Origin of the sequence: Nitrospira sp. (assembly GCA_029194675.1) — a bacterium.
Taxonomy (GTDB): domain Bacteria; phylum Nitrospirota; class Nitrospiria; order Nitrospirales; family Nitrospiraceae; genus Nitrospira_D.
Genome location: JARFXP010000004.1, coordinates 84,207 through 104,087 on the forward strand (window position 1 = coordinate 84,207; position 19,881 = coordinate 104,087).

General features: G+C 56.5%; 19 protein-coding genes. 10 read left to right on the top strand and 9 right to left on the bottom strand.

Annotation, left to right across the window (positions count from 1 at the left end):
* Positions 1-92: 92 nt before the first annotated feature.
* Complete coding sequence (locus P0120_18895) at positions 93-656, bottom strand: hypothetical protein (protein MDF0676378.1); 564 nt, start codon at positions 654-656, stop codon at positions 93-95.
* A 322-nt stretch (positions 657-978) separates the two neighbouring features.
* Here P0120_18895 and P0120_18900 point away from each other — a divergent pair, with 322 nt between their 5' ends.
* Positions 979-1,368: a CBS domain-containing protein gene (locus P0120_18900; GenBank protein ID MDF0676379.1), complete on the top strand. Its 390-nt coding sequence runs from the start codon at positions 979-981 to the stop codon at positions 1,366-1,368.
* 15 nt (positions 1,369-1,383) lie between these two features.
* Here the strand turns inward: P0120_18900 and P0120_18905 are convergent, their stop codons facing one another.
* The 4 genes from P0120_18905 to P0120_18920 form a co-directional block, all read right to left on the bottom strand.
* Positions 1,384-2,271 carry a CoB--CoM heterodisulfide reductase iron-sulfur subunit B family protein gene (locus P0120_18905; GenBank protein ID MDF0676380.1) on the bottom strand — a complete coding sequence of 296 codons (888 nt, stop codon included), beginning with the start codon at positions 2,269-2,271 and terminating at the stop codon, positions 1,384-1,386.
* Positions 2,268-3,227, bottom strand: a complete 960-nt coding sequence (gene sdhB, locus P0120_18910) for a succinate dehydrogenase iron-sulfur subunit (GenBank protein ID MDF0676381.1) — start codon at positions 3,225-3,227, stop codon at positions 2,268-2,270. Before sdhB ends, P0120_18905 begins: the two co-directional genes overlap by 4 nt.
* Positions 3,228-3,230: 3 nt before the next feature.
* Positions 3,231-4,946 carry an FAD-binding protein gene (locus tag P0120_18915; GenBank protein MDF0676382.1) on the bottom strand — a complete coding sequence of 572 codons (1,716 nt, stop codon included), beginning with the start codon at positions 4,944-4,946 and terminating at the stop codon, positions 3,231-3,233.
* A gap of 149 nt (positions 4,947-5,095) precedes the next feature.
* The gene (locus P0120_18920) at positions 5,096-5,281 is read right to left on the bottom strand and encodes a transposase (GenBank protein ID MDF0676383.1); all 186 of its coding nucleotides are present in this window, start codon (positions 5,279-5,281) and stop codon (positions 5,096-5,098) included.
* Positions 5,282-6,044: 763 nt separating this feature from the next.
* On the opposite strand from P0120_18920, the gene P0120_18925 reads away from it, so the two are divergent.
* The 6 genes from P0120_18925 (at position 6,045) to P0120_18950 (ending at position 11,774) form a co-directional block, all read left to right on the top strand.
* Positions 6,045-8,054, top strand: coding sequence for a cation:proton antiporter (locus tag P0120_18925; GenBank protein MDF0676384.1), 2,010 nt, complete (start codon positions 6,045-6,047; stop codon positions 8,052-8,054).
* Between the two features lie 366 nt (positions 8,055-8,420).
* On the top strand, positions 8,421-8,954 hold the full coding sequence (locus tag P0120_18930) for a DsrE/DsrF/DrsH-like family protein (GenBank protein ID MDF0676385.1): 534 nt from the start codon (positions 8,421-8,423) through the stop codon (positions 8,952-8,954).
* A gap of 27 nt (positions 8,955-8,981) precedes the next feature.
* A complete protein-coding gene (locus P0120_18935) occupies positions 8,982-9,227 on the top strand; it encodes a sulfurtransferase TusA family protein (protein MDF0676386.1) in 246 nt (81 codons plus the stop codon).
* Between the two features lie 91 nt (positions 9,228-9,318).
* On the top strand, positions 9,319-10,785 hold the full coding sequence (gene ftcD, locus P0120_18940) for a glutamate formimidoyltransferase (protein MDF0676387.1): 1,467 nt from the start codon (positions 9,319-9,321) through the stop codon (positions 10,783-10,785).
* A gap of 72 nt (positions 10,786-10,857) precedes the next feature.
* Positions 10,858-11,052: a 30S ribosomal protein S21 gene (gene rpsU / locus P0120_18945; GenBank protein MDF0676388.1), complete on the top strand. Its 195-nt coding sequence runs from the start codon at positions 10,858-10,860 to the stop codon at positions 11,050-11,052.
* 62 nt (positions 11,053-11,114) lie between these two features.
* Positions 11,115-11,774: an endonuclease III gene (locus tag P0120_18950; protein ID MDF0676389.1), complete on the top strand. Its 660-nt coding sequence runs from the start codon at positions 11,115-11,117 to the stop codon at positions 11,772-11,774.
* 65 nt (positions 11,775-11,839) lie between these two features.
* Here the strand turns inward: P0120_18950 and P0120_18955 are convergent, their stop codons facing one another.
* On the bottom strand, positions 11,840-12,259 hold the full coding sequence (locus P0120_18955; GenBank protein ID MDF0676390.1) for a hypothetical protein: 420 nt from the start codon (positions 12,257-12,259) through the stop codon (positions 11,840-11,842).
* A gap of 25 nt (positions 12,260-12,284) precedes the next feature.
* Positions 12,285-12,584, bottom strand: a complete 300-nt coding sequence (locus P0120_18960) for a hypothetical protein (protein ID MDF0676391.1) — start codon at positions 12,582-12,584, stop codon at positions 12,285-12,287.
* Positions 12,585-12,733: 149 nt separating this feature from the next.
* On the opposite strand from P0120_18960, the gene P0120_18965 reads away from it, so the two are divergent.
* The 3 genes from P0120_18965 (at position 12,734) to P0120_18975 (ending at position 16,196) form a co-directional block, all read left to right on the top strand.
* Positions 12,734-13,165, top strand: a complete 432-nt coding sequence (locus P0120_18965; protein MDF0676392.1) for a PGPGW domain-containing protein — start codon at positions 12,734-12,736, stop codon at positions 13,163-13,165.
* 91 nt (positions 13,166-13,256) lie between these two features.
* Positions 13,257-15,914 carry a DNA polymerase I gene (gene polA, locus P0120_18970; protein ID MDF0676393.1) on the top strand — a complete coding sequence of 886 codons (2,658 nt, stop codon included), beginning with the start codon at positions 13,257-13,259 and terminating at the stop codon, positions 15,912-15,914.
* A 24-nt stretch (positions 15,915-15,938) separates the two neighbouring features.
* A complete protein-coding gene (locus tag P0120_18975; GenBank protein ID MDF0676394.1) occupies positions 15,939-16,196 on the top strand; it encodes a hypothetical protein in 258 nt (85 codons plus the stop codon).
* A gap of 209 nt (positions 16,197-16,405) precedes the next feature.
* On the opposite strand, the gene P0120_18980 is transcribed toward P0120_18975, so the two are convergent.
* Both P0120_18980 and P0120_18985 read right to left on the bottom strand, forming a co-directional pair.
* On the bottom strand, positions 16,406-18,376 hold the full coding sequence (locus tag P0120_18980) for a bifunctional UDP-sugar hydrolase/5'-nucleotidase (protein MDF0676395.1): 1,971 nt from the start codon (positions 18,374-18,376) through the stop codon (positions 16,406-16,408).
* 301 nt (positions 18,377-18,677) lie between these two features.
* Entirely contained in the window at positions 18,678-19,820 is a 1,143-nt protein-coding gene (locus tag P0120_18985; GenBank protein ID MDF0676396.1) for a leucine zipper domain-containing protein, read from the bottom strand.
* Positions 19,821-19,881: the final 61 nt, after the last annotated feature.

The window sequence follows — 19,881 nt, forward strand, 5'->3', positions numbered from 1 at the left end:
GCAGCAAGCGAGAAGGCGAAGCGTACCTTGAGCCGTACGTTGAGTCTTTAAGCGCCACGAGAACGCCGCTGGCGGCCTTTTTCAACAGCCTGCTAGAAACAACCAACTGGCACAAACCCCGTGCCGAACAGCCTCGACAGCGCGATGTATCGCGCATTATCGTAAAAAGAGTAACTTGGCATCCGCTGAGCACGCCCCGTGACATCTCCCCCATAGGAAGGGTCTGATCCGAAGAACATCCCTCCACGGGTCCTCTGCACAAGTTGTATCCATTCTGTGTACAACAAGCATACTTCGGCCTGTGCCGGGCCGGAAGACGTATTGCTTGCATGCCAGTCACGCGCCCAATCCGGCAATTGACGGCCTTCCGTCCCAGAAGTGCGTTCCTGGTATGACGGCACCTCATAATCATGTTCGCTGGCGGTCGTGGTTCGAGGAGCCGTCGGCATATTCTCCAAATTGGGCACGACAGAAAGCGGCTTGAGTGTCATGGCATGGCAACCGGCCCTCTCTTTATTCGTATACATGGAACTGCCGTCTGCTTGAGGACATTCCCAGGTCGTACCCGATCCAGGCTGGGCATCTGAGAATGCCGGACCAGCGGAAAAGGCCGCCAGCATCGCAGTGAAAAAGGAAAGAATCTGCGTCGGCCGCATGGGGCACCTCCAGATCCGGTGTTGAAGGCACTCAGTGCCTGAACACTCATGGTCATTCCTGTGAAACTGTCCCCTCACCCTACGCAATACTTTATTCTTTGGTCTATGCCTCTTTAGAGGGGGAAACCAATGCTGGAGCAGCTTGGAGGACGCCGTCCATTCCATCGTCATACCCCATGTTGCTCGATCGACATCCTCCCGGCGCGATCGGATGTCTCCATCGTTTTACCTACGTTGCACGTCCCCTCTGCCGCTTCCTAGAATAGGCCCATCATTCATTGAACCCGAACCGCAATGACACCCTGAACAAGGAGGGCTCCTCATGGCAACCGTGGGACAACTCATGACCCGTGACCTCAGTGCGATCCCAGGAGAGACGACGATCCAAGAAGCGGCGGCACGCATGCACGGCAGTCACATCGGGTCATTGTTAGTGAAAACCGGCGAGACTTTTTCGGGAATCATCACGGAAACCGACATCGTCCGGGCTATCGCCGAACGAATCGACGTAGCGGGCACCGCCGTTTCGCAGTTGATGTCAAAACCGATTATGTCGGTGGGAAAAAACCTATCACCGCATTACGCGCGGGATCTCATGGCGGACAAACGCCTCCGCCATCTGGCGGTCACCGATGCAGGCACGATCGTGGGTATGATCTCCGCTCGCGATCTCCTCGCGTATTTTAAAACCGTCGCTCACGAGGCCGTCTAACCATCACGCGCCAAGCTACGCAACGGCGGATCCGAGCTTGTCGAGCACTCTTTGGGTTGACACGAGATGACGAGTCAACCCAAGCTGCTTCGGCTCCATGCCCATCGCCAGGCCAAGCAGTTGAGGCAAGTGCCAGATCGGAAGGTCAATGTCGGCTTGCTCCTGGCGGGCCGCACTCGACTGCATCCCATCCAGGTTGAGGTGGCACAACGGACAGGGAGTCACCAAGATATCGGCACCATGGCGTTTCGCATCCAACGTGTGGCTCGCCACCATGCGCAAGGAATTCTTTTCATTGATCGTCAGAAGCGGAAACCCGCAGCATCGAGTTTTCCCGGGAAAGTCCACGACCTCCAATCCCAACCAACTCATGATGAGCTCCAACGATTTCGCCCGCTCTGGTTGGTCCTGAAAGCCCAACGCTTCAGACGGGCGTTGCAAATAACATCCATAGAACGGAGCAGCCCGAAGCTCCGTCAATGGTCGTCGCACCCGCTGCCGAATACCTTGTTCCCCCAACTCTTCGAGTAAAATCCAGACAAAATGACGGATCTGCGTCGTCCCTCGATAGGTTAAGCCTTCCTCGCCCAGGATCTCGTTGACGGCAGCCAGATAGGGAGGATCCGTCGTGAGGCGGTGATTGGCTTGGCTCATGACACCCTGGCAGGTACTGCAAATCGTCATGATAGGCAACCCGGACTGTTCCGCCAGGGCAAAGGTCCTGGCATTCAGCACATCTCCCAACTTCCGGTCTTTCTCTTGCAGAACACCCGCTCCGGTGCACGACGCCGTCGTCATTTCTTCCAGCTCCAAACCGAGCCGTGGATAGACCTCCATCACCGACTGATAGAGCTCCGGACATCCCCCTTTGGACACACACCCTGGGAAAAACGCAAATTTCACGGTCGTTCCTCCATCCGTTGAAAGAGCCTCCGAAACTTCTCCAGGCCGGGAATGGCACGATGAAACGGGCCAGTTTTAGGAACTTTCCCTCTCACGAATGCCCGGAGGACCATGGGAAGAAGAGACAGCAGACGAGACAAGTTCCGGAGCCCAAACGTTCGAACCGCCAACATGGGTTCATCCAACCGTCCTTTCCGGTAAATGAGGTCCGCGAACACTTCAGCATGTCGAGCGCCGCACGTGGAAGGGACCTCCGCCTGTATCCCTTGGCCTCTGAGCGACATAATGCGATCCATGGCCCCAACGCCCTTGGGACACACTTCAATACATTCCATACAGCGGGTGCAATCCCACATGCCGCCTGGTTCGTTGAGAGCCAACAACCTGGAGCGTCCGGCGCCATCACGGGGATCGGCCACGAATCGGTATGCTTTTGCCAACGCTGCCGGGCCGACAAACCGCTCATCCACTTCCAGCGCGGCGCAGTCCGACACACAGGCTCCGCACATAATGCACCCCATCACGCCCGTGAGGTGATTCATCGACTCGGCTGAAGCGAGGTACTCAGCTTCCGGTTCCTGGCCAGCTGGTTGGAGCCACGGTTGCACCTGTCGTACTTTTTCCCAAAACCCAGCCATATCGGTGACCAAGTCTTTGATCACCGGCATGTTATTCATGGGCTCCACCTGCACGATTCCCCGTTCCGAAGCCATCGCCTGGACTTTGGTTTTACAGGCCAAGGCCGCATGACCATTGATGCGCATGGCGCAGGACCCGCAAATCGCTCCTCGACAGGAACACCGGAGCGTTAAGGATTCATCGAGGGTTTCGCGAATATGAATAAGCGCATCCAACACCGTATCCGCTCGATCCGTATCCAGTTTATACTCCTGGAAATACGGCATGGAGGGTGAGGTCTCTGGATTAAAGCGGCGAATGCGAAATGTCGTTATCATGCACTAATAGGTCCGTACTTTGGGCTCCCATCGGGTGAGGCGAACCGGCAAATATGCGACGCGTGGGGAACCATCCGGTTGGTGATAGACCAAAATGTGTTTCAACCACTGCGCATCATCCCGATGGAGATAATCCGTCCGAAAATGTGCACCTCGGCTCTCCCGGCGGAGTAAGGCGCTACGCACAATCGTCTCGGCACAGTCCAACATGAACCCAAGCTCTAAGGCACGGATGAGGCTGGTATTGAACACTTGACCTTTATCCTGCACGCCCACACGCGAGTACCGATCGTGCAGAGCTTCCAACGTCTCTTTCGCCGTCATCATGCCTTCCTGGTCGCGAAAGACCCCCAGGTGAGTATGCATCGCGACACCCATTTCGTGTCGAATGGTTGCAACCGAGTCCGTGTTGGCATGACGCGATAGTAATGCAGAAACAGCCTGCTGCTCCATCCCCACGGTCGAATCAGGAACGTGAGGCGTTGGGACCTCCCGCGCATATTCCGCGGCGCATCGCCCAGCCCGTCGGCCGAACACGACGGTGTCCAATAATGAATTCGCGCCAAGCCGATTACCCCCATGAAGGCTCAGACAAGCCGTCTCACCGGCGGCAAACAGCCCCGGGACACCGGCCCATGCGCCATGCCTATCCCAGCATCGCCCATCCACATCGGTCTTGATGCCGCCCATCTGGTAATGCATGCCTGGCCGGATTGGAACGGGCTCTTTCGTTAAGTCAATTCCGGCAAACGAGTGTACTTCGTCAGAAATCTGCCGGAGCCGTTCGTGGATAAGCCGTCGACCCAAATGACGACAATCCAACAGGACACACCCGTCCACCCCTCGACCTTCGTTGATTTCGGTTTGTCCGGCTCGCGACACCACGTCGCGGGAAGCCAACTCCATCATATTCGGGGCATACCGTTTCATGAACCGTTCGCCGTCACGATTCAATAAATACGCGCCCTCTCCACGAGCGGCTTCGGTAATCAACAGCCCTTTTCCCTTTAAGGTCGTCGGGTGATACTGCACCATTTCCATATCCATCAAAGCGGCGCCGGCGCGATAGGCGATCGCCATGCCGTCACCCGTACAAATCAACGCATTGGTACTCGGCTCAAACACGCGCCCCAATCCCCCGGAAGCAACGATGACGGCTTTCGCCTTCACCAAGGCAAATTGACCCGTTCGAATTTCAAACCCTATTAAGCCCGCGCAACGACCATCGGCATCCTTCACCAATGAGGTCACGAACCATTCCTCGAAAACCGGTACGCGCGCTTTCATGAGTTGCTCAAAGAGGACGTGAAGCATGGCTTGTCCGGTAAAATCCGACACGAAAAAGGTACGGGCTCGCTTTTGCCCCCCAAACCGGCGGGTACCAAGCCGGCCCTCCTCATTCCGATTAAAAATGACACCCATGTGCTCCAACGTGAGAATCTCGCGCCCGGCTTCTTGAGCGAGAATTTCAACCGCGTCCTGATCCGCTAAATAATCGCTCCCCTTGACTGTCTCGAAGGCATGTTCCTCCCAGTCGTCCCCACGATCCGTCATCGCGGCATTGATGCCGCCTTGCGCCGCATTGGAATGACTTCGAACCGGATGGACCTTCGTCATGATCGCCACGCGAGCACCGGCCTCATGCGCGGCCAAAGCCGCGCGCATCCCAGCCAATCCCGCACCCATCACCAGCACATCATATTCATAAGCAGTCGTCATGTCAGTGACACACACCCATTCGAATCAGGCAGATGACAGTAGGTCAAAAAGGACAAGAGAGAAAACATCTCATCGCTATGTGAGAAATTGTAACCGGAGGTCTTCATTATATCTATACCTTTGGCTTTTCACGCTCTTGTGTAAGTTGGTTAGAGATCCAAGCCTCTGTAATGGAAGTATCTGGCGATCTTGAATTGCTCGACGTTGCGGAAGCCGTGCGCCGTTTTCTTCAGCCATTCGATCGTCGCCTTGACGGCTCTCACTCCCGCATTGGTGGTGCCGTGCAGCAGATACGTCAGCACGGCAAAGCTATGGCGCTGGATCCGCTTCGCCACCTCAGCCCTTGATCTCAGCGGCTATGGATGACGCTCCGGAACCAGCAGGCAAAGAAATTATAAGCGGCCCCACCGATAGGCATAATCCCAGACCTGGAGGAAACACTCCTTGAGGGCCTAGTCCCGCCCCCCTTCAGAGTGCCTCGCTCGGGTCCTCCTTCTCGAAGGGCCGAACATAGCGCAATCGAGGTCAATTACCTCACACGACTTCCTGAAGAGCACCTCTGAAACATGCTACCACAACCGGCTTGAATGATTGAACCCAAAGGTAATAAATAAAGGCGTCTGAGCCCGCAAGTTCTCACCATGTTAGGTCAACTCTCCAAGGCAGCCCTCGATGGGAAATAGTAAGATCGACCGTACTCCTCAGGAGAACTTCTCTCTTCATCGCTCTCAGGTCTCCATCAAGTGCCCCAGACAAGCGAATGCCGTGTCGTTAAGTTCAGAATCCTTTAGGACAAGCTCGGAAGGGGCATTGGGATGCACCTCCGGTGTTTAGCCCGGATGGCAAGACAGCTCTGGCGCTCTACTGCGCAGCTCACCGAGGTAATCCTTGGAAAGGGAAAAAGGGAAAAGGAGCACAGGCTAACCCGGCCGACATCTGGCTTTACCTTGTCCCTGCCAGAAACCTCAGGTATCCTGCCTATCTCCCGAACATGACAGTTACCCTGCTGATTCATTGATCGGCCCAAAAGCACGGGGTTATGAAGGTAATCACGCGAATAATTGACGCACCGGGACATCCAACGACTCAGCAATCGACATGACGGATTACAGCGTACTCGGGAATTTGGTGCTCATTTACACCGTATCTATCGCGGTAGTGTTTCTGTTTCATCAATTCCGACTGCCGTCTATCGCCGGATTTCTCGTCGCCGGGGCTTTGATCGGTCCGCATGGGCTCAACCTGATCTCTGACATCGCAACGGTGCACGTGTTGGCAGAAATCGGGATTGTGCTGCTTCTGTTTACCATCGGTATCGAATTCTCGCTGGTGCAACTGACCTCGCTTCGTCGGCTGCTCTTGATTGCCGCTCCAATCCAAGTCGGGGGGGTCATCGCGATCTCATGGCTCGGCGGCACCGTGGCAGGATTGCCGACACCTCAGGCGATCTTCTGGGGTTTTCTGCTATCGCTCAGCAGCACTGCGATTGTATTGAAAGCGTTGGCCGCCAGTGGAGACAGCGATTCACCCCACGGGCGAGCCACCATCGGGATCTTGATCTTCCAGGACTTGGTCGTCGTCCCGATGATCTTGTTGACCCCTATTCTTGCCAGCCACGGTGAAGGGGCGCTCACCCCAGCGCTGCTCTCGTTGGTGAAATCGATGGTGGTGGTCGCATGCATTGTCGCAGCCGCGTGGTATGTGGCTCCGAAATTACTCGACCACATCGTTCGTAGCCGAAGCCGGGAACTCTTCCTGTTGACCATCATTGTCATGTGCCTCGGCATTGCGTGGCTGACGTCTCTCGGCGGGCTGTCCCTGGCCTTGGGAGCCTTCATCGCCGGACTCGTGATTTCCGAATCGGAGTACAGTCATCAAGCCATCGCCGACGTGTTGCCGTTTCGAGACAGTTTCAATAGCCTGTTTTTTGTCTCCATCGGCATCTTGATGGATTGGCGCATCCTGCTCGAGTATCCACTCGTCGTGACCGGTGTGTTACTCGTCGTCCTCCTCCTAAAGTTCATCGCTGGAACGGGAGCTGTTTTGACGGTCTCCGTGCCTCCTCGCTCGGCCGTCATGACTGGAATTGCCCTCGCACAGGTAGGTGAATTCAGTTTTATCCTGGCACAGGTCGGCTTGGACAATCAGCTATTGTCGGGACCGCCATACCAAATCTTCCTAGCGGTTTCGGTCTGCTCTATGATCATCACGCCGTTCTTAATGCAGTTATCCCCGCATCTCGCGCGGCGCGTTGAGGCCGTGCAGCGACTGCACCATTGGTTTCCCGGGCAGACGACGGCCCATGTGCTCGAAGCAGAGGGGAGGCATCTACGCATCAAAGACCATGTGATTATCGTGGGATATGGGCTCAACGGACGCAACCTGGCTCGTGTACTCGGTGAGACGGAAGTGCCCTACATCGCGTTGGATTTGGAGGGGGATACGGTGCGCCGAGAAGCGGCTCACGGCTTGCCGCTCTACTATGGAGATGCGACAAACCCGAATGTCTTGAGGCATGTGAAAATCGAAGATGCGCGGGTTCTGGTCATCGCAATCTCCGATCCGTTCATGACTCGGCGAGCCGTGCAGGCAGCTCGAGGCTTGAACCCGAAGATCCACATCGTGGTACGAACCCGTTACTTGCGTGAATTGGAAGAGCTCCATCAGTTAGGCGCCGATGACGTAGTGCCGGAAGAATTCGAGACGTCGATTGAAATCTTTGCGCTCGTCCTCCGCACCTACAACATGCCGCACGATTTCATCACGCGAAAGGCTGAACAAGTGCGTCGAGAAGGGTATGCGCTTCTCCGTCGCAGCGAGGTTCCCGAACTGGCTCACCACCTTCGCGGCGGAACCCTCGCTGATGTCGAAGTGGAAACTTGTCGAATCGAAGAGGATTCGCCGGCGGCTGGAAAGACGATCGCTCAACTGGCGTTGCGGCCGCGAATCGGAACGTCCATCATCGCCTTGACTCGAAACGGCGTCACAGAATCCAATCCATCGGAGAAAACCAAACTCCTTGTCGGCGACATTGTAGTACTGCTGGGAACGCGCGATCAGATCAGACGAGCCATGGGGTTTATTCTGGCGAATCAGGGCAAAGATTAGCAGGCATCACCGCGAGTCCATCCGCTTGATCGCGACAGAGAACGATCGGCAACCTCAGCACCTGCAGCCTCTTCATCGTGCCAGGGCGCAGGGTATGACAGGGCACGGCTGGGTACCAGAAGCCAAAGAAGGAACGGCTCGTCGAAGGTGCGACCTCGGGCAACGGCTGTTCGAGCACGAGGGTCTTTCGATAGGGAGAAAACTCGCCAGACAGGTTCGGCCGATGAATTTTGACTATATCGAGAGGATGGCGATAGGTCAAGCAATGCCAACGCGGTTGCGCGGTTACCCGGTTCCTTGACACCCTCAAGGATCACATACTATTCTGTTCATGCGCAGAAATTGAACGTGTGATGAGGTGAGGTCATGATTGCCACACAACACATAGAGCCGACGACGACGTTGGCACAACTGCAAGAATCCAAGCCCGAGAGAGTCACGATCGTATTGCTGAGCGGTGATCTCGATCGGGCGATGGCGGCCTTTATCATCGCCACGGGCGCTGCTGCGATGGGTATGCATGTGACCATGTTTTTTACGTTTTGGGGATTGAACACAATTCGGAGACGGGGAGCTACGAGTTCAGCCAAAGATTGGCTTCGACGGATGTTCGGACTGCTCAACAAAGGTGGCGCCGACGCATTGCCGTTGTCCCGATTCCACTTCGCGGGGTTGGGAACAAAGATGATGCAAACGGTGATGAAGCAAAACCGGATGCCGGGTGTGCCTGAGTTGATGCAAACAGCCCTCGATCTGGGCGTGCGGTTCATCGCCTGCACGACGACGATGGGCCTCATGGGTATTACCAAGAATACGTTGATCGATGGCATCGATCAATTCGCAGGTGTGACGACGTATCTGGCCGAAGCCAAACAGGGCAATGTTAATCTGTTCATCTGAACCGTCAACGGAAGTAAGGGTGTTTTCATGATGCAGGCCGATGTCAAGCTCGACACCTTGGGATACTTTTGTCCAATGCCGATTATTCTCACGTCCAAGAAGATCAAAGAATTGGCGCTGGGACAGGTGCTGGAGGTCGTCTCCGATGATGAGGGCATCAAAAAAGACATGCCGGCTTGGTGTGAAACCACGGGCCATCAAATGATGGGCTTGGAAGAGGAACAAGCAAAGTCGGGCCCCATCTATAAGGCGTTTGTGAAGAAGGCGAAATAGCTAGACTCCTGCAAGAGAACGACGGTTAAGCCAGAAGCCGGAGGACCGGTCATCGGTCCTCCGGCTTTTTCGTTTGCACAGGCAAGGACCTATGGATGGAATCGTCGAATGTGTGGCGAATTTCAGTGAAGGCCGGGATCAGGCGACTGTTCAGGCTCTGATTGATGCCGTGGCTTCGACACCCGGCGTGGTTCTCTTGCACCACTCGATGGATACCGACCACCACAGATCGGTGTTGACGTTTTGTGGAGGCCGGGACGCGACCATTGAAGCTGCTTTTCGTGCCGTTCGGATCGCAACTGAGCTCATCGACCTGCGTTCACATGTCGGAGTACACCCCCGCATAGGAGCAACAGATGTTGTGCCATTTATCCCGATCAGGGATACGACAATGCAAGACTGTGTCCAGCTAGCCAAACGACTAGGGGAACGAGTTGGGCGTGAACTGGGGATCCCAGTTTTCTTATACGAACGGGCCGCAGGTCGTGCCGACCATGGCCCGTTGGAGGCGGTCAGGCGAGGAGGGCTTGAGGGTTTGGCTTTCCGGATGGACTCCGATCCTGATTGGACTCCCGACTTTGGCCCGTCTCGGCTACATCCGAGCGCTGGAGCGATCGCGATCGGGGCTCGGCCTGCACTGATCGCCTACAACGTGAACCTCCGTTCGACAGAAGTGGATAAAGCCAGGTCTATCGCCAGGGCTGTGCGCCAATCGAGCGGAGGGTTGCCCCATCTGAAAGCGATCGGCGTAGAGTTGGCCAGCCGTGGCATGGTGCAGGTCGCAATGAATCTGACAGACTACGAAGTGACACCGTTGCTAACCGCGTTTCAGGCGGTCAAGACTGAAGCCGCGAAACATGGCATAACGGTAGCGAGTAGTGAACTAGTCGGATTAGTTCCGGAGGCGGCACTGGATCAGGCTGCAGCAGCGTCGCTGCAGCTCGACCGTTTCAACTCAGACCAAGTACTCGAAACGAAAATTGCCGAGGCAGCGCTTGCCAAGAAAGAACCGGTAGAAACCCTATCAGGTTTCCTTAGCGCCCTCGCTGCGGCTAAACCAACTCCAGCCGGTGGCAGCGTGGCGGCATTCGTAGGTGCCCTGGCGGCTTCCTTGGGAGTAATGGGGGCACGCCTTGGTGGACAATCGGACAGAGAACAGCGTTTACTTGAGTTGAGCCGGCAGCTTCATCGGCTTGTTCAGGCAGATACAGATGTTTACACCGAGCTGATGGACGCCTATAAGATACCGAAAGAACATCCTGATCGCCCCCAGGCAATTTCGATTGCGCTCCAACGGGCTACGGAAGTACCGTTAGAAATCGCGGAGTTGTCCTGCGAGGTTGCACGGTCTCTCCATATGTTGCGCGAGGAAGGTAAGCCGACCATTCAATCAGACCTTGCAGTGGGTCAGACCATAGCCATTGCAGCGGCTCAAGCAGGCCTTGTTACGGTGCATACGAACATAAATGCACAACGAAATCAGCCACTTATAGAGATCATGCAATTCAGAATTGCAAAGGCCACGGAAAGCCTTGAGGAACTCAAGGGCTTGTGTTAGACTCCGGCGCCGAATTATTGGAAACCATAAGCAGCAGGCCGACTTGGCCTGAGAAAGTCGAAAAGCAATCGGATGGAAATCAAGGTTTTTAACAACAACGTCGAGAAAGCCCTCAAGGTCGCTAAGAAGAAGCTGGCAGGCGAGGGCCTGTTCCGCGAGTTAAAGCGCCGCCGTTTCTATGAAAAGCCCAGTGTGAGAAAGAAAGCCAAACAACGCGAAGCTCAGCGACGCCGACAAAAGTGGCTATCGAAGCGGAAGCCTGACTAGACACACCGTTAGAAGTCTTCGTTCGTCTCACCATCTTTCTCCCCGTCCGTGAGCATGTCCTCATGCGTCAGGAGCAAATCCATGCCGCTATCCGCATCCTCAAGCGTGAGATTCGTCGTTGGCAAGAGCCAGTCGTTGGCGTCGTAGCCAAGGAATCGAGCCGCGATCCCTTTCTCATCCTCATTTCCACCCTGCTCAGTTTGAGAACCAAGGATAGGACCACAAGGGAAGCGGGCGACCGACTCTTCGTCATGGCTCGCACACCGGAAGCCATGCTGAAGCTGCCGCTGAAGAAGCTCGAACGGGTGATTTATCCGGTCGGCTTTTACCGGACAAAAGCCAAAGCCATTCACCAAATTTGCCGCCAGCTGATCGACCAGTATGGCGGGGTGGTACCGGACTCCATCGATGAACTGGTCACCTTACCTGGGGTGGGACGAAAAACCGCGAACTTGGTTGTGACAATTGGATACGGCAAGCCTGGGATCTGTGTCGATATTCATGTCCATCGGATCAGCAATCGATGGGGCTATATCAAAACGAAGACACCCGAAGAATCTGAACAGGCCCTTCGGCTCACGCTACCGAAGCAATACTGGATCATCTACAACGATCTCCTCGTTCCCTATGGGCAGAACCTGTGTCTTCCGGTCTCGCCTCTGTGCAGCACATGCAAGTTGACCGAATTGTGTGATCGGGTGGGAGTGACAAAAAGCCGTTAGACGTGAAAGGTAAAACGTGAACCGTGCGATCGGACGGGAGAACAACCTTTCACCTTTCGCGTTCCTCAGATGAACAGCTTGGTTTCCGCGTCAGCGGTTAAGGAGAGGATGGCGGGCAGGCCCAACACTTCATCGACATTCCGTTCGACCGCAGAACCGTCTACACCCATATATTCCAACCCGGCGCTGCAGGCGATCACCCGCAGCGTTCCGACATGCTTGGCATCTTGGAGCATCTCCGAGATCTTCGGCACCTTTTTTTCTTTAAGCAGCCGGGTAACTTCCTCAGCCGACTCGGCATATTCCGGCGGGAAATCGATCTGATCGATCCTCCCTTCCGCGAGTTTTTTGATCGTCCAAAACAACAACACGATGATCACGTCTTTGCCCATCGCCGCGGCGGTCATGCCGAGCGTCGCGACCTGATGCAGCTTATCGTACGTGGCGTTGTGGGCGAAGATAACGAACTTCGGTTTAGTCGGCATACCTACTTCTTCTGCACGCGGGCCTTCACGCTGTTGACATAGTCGGTGATCGCGACTCGACTTCGTCGGAGGTCATTGGGCAGTCATGCGTCTCGCTTTCATCGACCATGTATCGATCCTGATACCTCTCCCGCCTGTGAATGACTGCGTTTTCAGGAGTCACATTGATCAGCATAAACCACTCGTTAGCCCCTTGTGAAATCACGACATGTTTGCCCACTCTTTTTTTGGCGACCTCGATCTGGAGATCTTCACCCGCATCAACGGACGCCTGTCCCGCCCCTACAAGCGAAAGGTGCCAGGCCACCGATGTCATGCTGATCATGAGGCTTGCGATCACTCAACGCGACTGCCAAGGTTCATACCGAGGCTCCATAAAGAATGATTATAACGATCGAAGACGACTGCGTAAACACGAGGCGCCGGCCCGATCGAGCTTGAGAGCCACAGGAGCACATGCTAGGATGCCGACCGATGGATGGGCTCCTTTCGGCGGTTCAGCAGTATGTGTCGACCGAAACCCTGGTTACGCTGACGGCCCTCTCGATTGTCTTCTTTGTCGGATCGCTGATTGCCATCCCGTTCATCCTCGTCCGGCTTCCAACAGATTTCTTCGACACCCGTGTGCCGCGGCTCTGGATGGAAAATCATCATCCGGTGCTACGGTTGATCGGCCATATCGTAAAGAACGTCATCGGGGCCATCTTTCTGTTCGCCGGATTCTTGATGTTGTTCTTACCGGGTCAAGGCATTCTCACGATGTTGATCGGCGTGACGATGCTCGACTTTCCCGGAAAGCGCAAGTTGGAAGCAAAAATGATCGGTCAACCGGCTATCCTGAGTGCCATCAACAACATGCGTCGGAAGTTTGGAACGCCGCCGCTCACGATTGCGCCGGATCCGTAAGGTTCAAGTCCTCAGCAATTAGTGGCCGGCTACGAAGAACCCAAGTCCTCGACAGCAGATTGCTGATACGCAATGGCCATTGGCTACACGCATGTCTGAGTCTAACCCCACTAGAAAAACGCTCTACCTGATCGACGGCAGTGCCTACATCTATCGTGCCTTCTTTGCTCTGCCGGCACTCAATAATTCCAAAGGTCTCCAGACCAATGCTGTCTACGGGTTCATGACTACGCTACTCAAGATCATGCGCGAACACAAACCGGATGGTCTGGCCGTGGCCTTCGACGAAAAGGGTCCGACACTCAGGCACGAGGAGTTCAAAGAGTATAAAGCACAGCGTCCACCGATGCCGGACGGAATGAAGGCGCAGATCCCCTATATTCATCGGGTGGTGGAGGCGCTGAATATTCCCGCAGTGAGGCAGGCCGGATACGAAGCAGACGATCTGATCGGCACCTTGGCCCGGCAAGCCGAGCAAGCCGGCTACGACGTTGTCATCGTCACCGGTGACAAGGACATGCTCCAGCTCGTGACCCCACGTGTGCGGATCTACGATCCCGTGAAAGACAAATGGTCAGGCGAAGCGGAATGTGCTGCGAAATTCGGCGTCGAGCCGGGCCGCGTCATCGAAGTCATGGGCCTGATGGGCGACAGCAGTGATAACATTCCTGGTGTGAAGGGCATCGGCGAGAAGACCGCGATGAAGCTGATCGAGCAGTTCGGGACGATCGATGAACTGCTTCGCCGCCTCGACGAGGTCACGCCTACCCGCGTCAAGACGCTCCTCACCGAACAGGCGGACAACGCGCGACTCAGCCGGAAACTGGCGACCATCGATACCCAGAGTCCGGTGGAGTTCCATCCCGACTCATATCGGATCAAGGCGCCGCATGACGACCAGCTGACCGATTTGTTGCGCGAGCTGGAATTCACGTCCCTCCTCAAGAGTCTCCAACCCTCGCCGAAGCAGCCGGTGGCGAAGTTCCGAGCGACCGTCATCATCGCGGACGAAACGACCGCAAGGCGATTCGTCGATGGTATACCGAAAGCTGGTCCCCTCGGTGTGCACTGTTTGCTAACCGGCCGGCCAGGTATTCACGCCGACATCCTAGGCCTGGCCCTCTCCCCCGGCGAACAGACAGGCTTTATTCCGATCGACGTGCACATGTTCATGCAGCCGATCATTGCCGTCTTGCATGACATGCACAGGCCGAAGATCGTGCATGACCTCAAAGCCATCCTGCTGGCCTTTCACAGAATCGGCGTCACCCTGGCCCCACCATACGTGGACACGATGATCGCGGACTATTTGCTCAACCCCAACCGCCGTGACCATAGCCTCGACACAATCATGCTGGAGCGATTAGGCAAACGACTGGGATCGAAAAAGCCGGAGAAGGCCCACCCGCCGTCCCTCTTCGAAGTGGACCCCGGGTCGCGTGAGGCAGCGGCGGAAGCCTCCGCTGCCCTGACCAAACTCGAGCCGATCCTGACGGCACAGTTGGCGGAACAAGGGAGCTTGAAACTCTTCACCGATGTCGAGATACCGCTCGTACCGGTCCTGGCAAACATCGAGCGGAACGGGTTCTTGCTCGATGTCGAAGGGCTGCACGAACTGAGCAAGGAACTCGAACGGGAGCTCGACCGGATGATGGAAACCATCGCCCGGTTGGCCGGCGGCGAGTTCAACATCAATTCACCGAAACAGCTCGCCACCGTTCTCTTCGAGAAGCTCGGCTTAAAGCCGCTTCGCAAGACCAAGACCGGTTACTCCACCGACGAAGATACGCTCACACAACTTGCGGCACAACATGAGCTACCCGCACAGATTCTGAGTTACCGGAGCCTCAGCAAACTCAAGTCGACATACGTGGATGCGCTGCCGGAACTGATACATCCCGACACGAAACGGCTTCACACTTCGCTGAACCAGACTGTCGCGGCAACGGGACGACTCTCGTCCACCGATCCGAATCTCCAAAACATCCCTGTGAAAGGCGACTATGGACTCCGCATCCGCGAAGCGTTCATCGTTCCCAAAGGCCATGAATTGCTCTGTGCCGACTACAGTCAGATCGAACCGCGTATCCTCGCCCATCTCTCGCAAGATCCGCGATTGTTGTCTGTCTTTACCAAAGGGGAGGACATTCATATGGCCACGGCCATGGAAATCTTCAGCCTTCCCTCCAATCAGATCACCAGAGACATGCGCCGCGCTGCCAAGACAGTGGTCTTCGGCATCGTCTATGGAATCAGTCCGTTCGGTCTGTCTCAAAATCTCGGCGTACCTCAGGCCGAGGCAAAACAGTACATCGACACCTTCTTTGAGCGGTTCCCGGCAGTGCGGGCCCTAATGGATCGGAATATCGCCGAAGGACGAGAGAAGGGCTACACCACCACAATCCTTGGTCGTCGCCGGCCCATTCCAGAACTCCAGAGTAGCGATCCGATACAACGCGGCATCGGCGAACGCATGGCGGTGAACAGCCCCATCCAAGGCGCCGCTGCGGACTTGATCAAAGTCGCGATGATCAACGTCCACAAGAAACTCCATGATGAGCTGCCGCACGTGAAGCTGATCCTTCAAGTTCACGACGAGCTGATCTTCGAAGTGCCGGATCACGATCTTGAGGAAACGAAGCGGCTGGTAAAACAGGAGATGGAAGACGTCGGCGAGCAGTTGGGCCTATCGGTGCCGCTCAAGGTCGCTCTCGGCGTCGGCAAAAACTGGCGCATGGCGCATCCCTAACTCACATCATATGCGAGGTGATCTATGTTGACCATACGAATTTCAGTTGCGTGGACAATAGCCGTCGTCAGTCTTGGGGCCCTCGGGCTTTTGCTGCTCCTTAGCCAGCCGTTCGCCGCCAAAGCGCAAGAGTCAAAACGCTTTCAGTATGAAATCGTCGAAGTACTTCCCGATACCCAAAATATGCAAACTAAGTTAAACGAGTATGGGGCAGGCGGATGGGAATTGGTGGCGGTCTCGATGGGGAACATGACGGAGCCAAGACTGATCTTTAAGAAGTGACTCTGGAAGCGTCTTAGAGCTGAGTCGGCAGAAATTCTAGATCGACGCTACCGTCTTTCGAACTCGCGGCAATTTCACGTAATAGCCACCCGCTGACTCTTAATCAGCGAGTCACGTTCTTATGTCAGAAGGAAGGAGCCCTTGGGTCGCGCCCGTCTCACCAGGTGCGGCCCGTGTCTTCAGCTATTTCCCACTTTCGGACAGCAACATTAGGCGGTTCTGATCGCCCGGACCTCCCCGGCACGATCATCAACCGGGATCATGGGCAGTTCGTCCGGGTTCTTCACTGGCAGCCTGCGGAGGTGATCCATGATTGCTTGCCATTCCTTGATCTCACGGACCGCGTCTTTCCCTATCCCCGTGGCAAGACTGCCCTTGTCCGTCATGCCCGGCGGCGGCAGCAGATATGGTGTGTTGCTGTCGCGAGGAGCATCGAGTGCTTCGACTCTTGATTTGAGCGGCTGACCATCCTTGTTCTTGGGTACGAGAGCGAGCTTGCCCTTGGTGTACGTCGGGATGGCCATGATAATCAGACCGAGATAAAGTGGACACGTGAGGCTATACAAGCGTTCGTCCTTCCCGCTCATGTCGATCGCGCGGTAGCCGAGGTCGAGGTTTCCGATCTCAATGGCCGTCACGATGTCAAACTTTTGGCGCGACTGGTCGTAGCGGAACCTCATGCCTGAAGTACGGGGGAAATACTCGCCGGGGTGGGCGGGGTTGTCCACGAGACAAAATTCGAGCAGATTCTTCAACTCCTGGCCTGTGAAGTAGCCGGTCACGAGCGCGCTGCCGGGCGTGGTATCCACGGCACCGGCGCCGAGTGGCGCCACGGCAAACACATCGTAGACTGTTTGCACGCCTGACTTGCCTCGTTTGAAGCCGGCGCGCATCATCCCATTGGCCGTGAACCCGATGTCCGCTTTCGTGGCGTTTCTGAACGCGTCGGTGCAGAGGTTAGCCAAGAGTGTGCTGGCGGCGATGTCAGTGAAGGTGTTGGGCAAATCCTGTGGCGCGACCGCCAACGGCTGATCGACACGATAGCCGCGCGAAGCGAATACGGCCTCGGTGACCGTCTTCTTGAGCTTCTCGATCTCGTCGGCGATAACACGGTCTCCGGCAATGGCGTCGTCGATCCGATACAGTTGGTACGACTCGACCTTCAGCGTGCTGCCATCCAATGTGATCACCAGTTCGCCGAGGTTCTCCCCTTCCTTCCCGGTCTGGACCACGGGCGTGCGGTTGTTGACGATGATGGCTTTTTGCAGCGCGGTATGGCTGTGGCCGCCGATCACCACGTCGATGCCCGGCACGGCCTTAGCCAATCGCACGTCATCGCCGTCGGTGAAACGCCCGTCCTTTCCTTTCTCCAAACCGCCATGGCTAAGACAGATGACCACATCCACTTTCTCTTCCTCGCGGAGGGTTTTCACTATCTCCTTGGAAGTCTCGATGGCGTCGAAGAACGAAACCGCACCGCCAGTGGTGTAAAACTGGGCCTCTTTTCCGAGTACGCCGAAGAGGCCGAAGCGAAGGCCCCCTCGCTCAATCACGAGATGCCGGCGGATCACCCCCTCTTTGGCCAGGCGCTGGAGATCGGCCAGCGTGGCGTGATTCGCCGCGAAGTTGCTATTCGCGGACAGTACCGACGGAACCCGGCCTGCGTTGGCCGCCACACCGATGGCCTTGCCCAAACCGTCAGGCCCGAGGTCGAACTCATGGTTGCCGAAGGTGGTGGCGTCATAACCCATTTGGGACATGAGTTGCAGCTCGCCGCCGGTCTCACGCGTGGCAGCGCCGAATGCGGTCCCCATGCTGAAGTCGCCCGCGTCAAGCACTAATACCGGACCCTGATCTTTGCGCGCCTGCTTCCTCTTCGCGATGAGTGTGGCCAGGCGAACCCAACCGCCCTGGGTCTGGTCGTCGTTGAGCGTGAACGGGGTGTAGTCAGCGGCGGGACCCATGCCGATGAAGCTCGAATGCATGTCGTTTGTGTGCAGGATGGTGAAGGTCTTCTTCCCGCCCGAGGCGGCTGAAAGCACCCCAGGTAAGAAGATCGTTACGCCGACTGCCGCTGATCCAACCAGGAACTCGCGACGGGAGAGTGTGTTGTGTGACGGAAGGGTGTCCACCTCTTTCCCGTCGGCTATTGCGGGCACTTCTCCATGTGTGGTTTTCATGGTTGCCTCCTGTGCATTGCCGCGTCCGCCTCCACGACGAGGGGCGCAGCGTTGAAGAGTCAGCTTAGTGGTCGGTGAAAGCCAAAGGCCCTTCTCTCTCTGGCGCGCCGTGACTCTATGCTCTTTCCGCAAAGGGGGTCAATTTATATCGATGCGCAGGTATGTGCTGGGTAGCCGGTAAGCGACAAGTGTCAACACATCGCTGACACATGAATTGGTCTTCATGCGCGACAAGACATCGCTGACTGTACCCAGTTGACCCTCCGACACTCGTGCGGAAGTCACCGGACGACGCATGACTTCAGAGCAAAGGAGTGCAGGCCTTTTCACGGAGGCGATAGGCTCGATGCACAATCCGTTTGAGGCGCCCCTGTTGGGACGCAGTCCAGTACACCGAAAGAGTTTGCGGGCCGGTCCGAATGACCACGCGGACAAACTCATGGGCATAGCGCGGGGGGAGCCGAATCGTTTCGTTGAACACCTGGATGTGGCCGTTTTCATCGATTCTCCTGATCACCCAGATCTGTCCGCGACAGAGTGGCAACGGGTGGGGCATACGGAAGGGCACGGGCAACGGGCACCGAGGGCCGTTCAAGCGCGCGTACTGCCCCTGATGGATCAGCCTGCGTGTGAGATAGGTGTTGTAGGCCACCTGAAAGGCGTGCGACCGAGCCCGCAGGTGCCGCAGGGTGCGGAAGCGATACCGCTGCCAGACCTTCTCCTGCCAGAGGCCGTTGTAGCGTTCGACGCGGGCGTTGGCGGCGGGTTGCCGCTCGGGCGTAAAGACCGGGATGACTCGACAGGCCAAGCAGAATCGGATCAGTTGCCCCAGACTGCGAGGATAGAACCGGCCGCCCGTCAAGCTCATGTCGTTGTCCATTTGGACAAACCGAGGCCGGCCATGACGGTGCCAGTCCCGCGTCAGAAACGCCAGCACGCGCTGGACTCGTCGGTCGGGTTCCTCGGTCCCGCCGACCAGCCCCGTGGCTATGTCCTTGCGGTTCAAGATGACGACGGGCCGCCGAGCTCCCAGATAATGCCCGACAATGAAGTCGAGTTGGTGCACGTCGTTCTGGCGCCGGGCCGGAGGAGTGGGCAAGCTGGGACCGCGCCGAGATCGGTCCCGTCGCCTGCGCGTGACCAGCTGGTGCCGGGCCAAGATTCGGTGAATGGTGCGGATACTGTGCACGGGGGACACCCCCACATCGGCCAACTCGTGTGCGATCGCTTCCGCGCCGTAAAACCCAAGCGGATTGCGCGGACTGGTGAGCCGAGCATGCGTTCGGATGACCGCCTGCTCGAACGTGGCCGACACACGCCGGGCTATCTGGTGCGGTCGTCGGGATCGCTCCAAAAACCACGTCGGGCCTCCTTGGCGATACCGCCGGATCCATTTGTGCCCCCACTCCCGACTTCGTCGCAGTCGTCGGGCAATCCAACTGATCGACCGCTGTTGCAGCCACCAGCCGACACATCGCTTGCGTTCCTCGATCAGCTCCGCACTT

Coding starts and splice junctions, on each gene's coding strand:
- P0120_18895 (MDF0676378.1), bottom strand. CDS start 656: ATGCGGCCGACGCAGATTCTTTCCTTTTTCACTGCGATGCTGGCGGCC.
- P0120_18900 (MDF0676379.1), top strand. CDS start 979: ATGGCAACCGTGGGACAACTCATGACCCGTGACCTCAGTGCGATCCCA.
- sdhB (MDF0676381.1), bottom strand. CDS start 3,227: ATGATAACGACATTTCGCATTCGCCGCTTTAATCCAGAGACCTCACCC.
- P0120_18915 (MDF0676382.1), bottom strand. CDS start 4,946: ATGACGACTGCTTATGAATATGATGTGCTGGTGATGGGTGCGGGATTG.
- P0120_18925 (MDF0676384.1), top strand. CDS start 6,045: ATGACGGATTACAGCGTACTCGGGAATTTGGTGCTCATTTACACCGTA.
- P0120_18930 (MDF0676385.1), top strand. CDS start 8,421: ATGATTGCCACACAACACATAGAGCCGACGACGACGTTGGCACAACTG.
- P0120_18935 (MDF0676386.1), top strand. CDS start 8,982: ATGATGCAGGCCGATGTCAAGCTCGACACCTTGGGATACTTTTGTCCA.
- ftcD (MDF0676387.1), top strand. CDS start 9,319: ATGGATGGAATCGTCGAATGTGTGGCGAATTTCAGTGAAGGCCGGGAT.
- rpsU (MDF0676388.1), top strand. CDS start 10,858: ATGGAAATCAAGGTTTTTAACAACAACGTCGAGAAAGCCCTCAAGGTC.
- P0120_18950 (MDF0676389.1), top strand. CDS start 11,115: ATGCGTCAGGAGCAAATCCATGCCGCTATCCGCATCCTCAAGCGTGAG.
- P0120_18955 (MDF0676390.1), bottom strand. CDS start 12,259: ATGCCGACTAAACCGAAGTTCGTTATCTTCGCCCACAACGCCACGTAC.
- P0120_18960 (MDF0676391.1), bottom strand. CDS start 12,584: ATGATCAGCATGACATCGGTGGCCTGGCACCTTTCGCTTGTAGGGGCG.
- P0120_18965 (MDF0676392.1), top strand. CDS start 12,734: ATGGATGGGCTCCTTTCGGCGGTTCAGCAGTATGTGTCGACCGAAACC.
- polA (MDF0676393.1), top strand. CDS start 13,257: ATGTCTGAGTCTAACCCCACTAGAAAAACGCTCTACCTGATCGACGGC.
- P0120_18975 (MDF0676394.1), top strand. CDS start 15,939: ATGTTGACCATACGAATTTCAGTTGCGTGGACAATAGCCGTCGTCAGT.
- P0120_18980 (MDF0676395.1), bottom strand. CDS start 18,376: ATGAAAACCACACATGGAGAAGTGCCCGCAATAGCCGACGGGAAAGAG.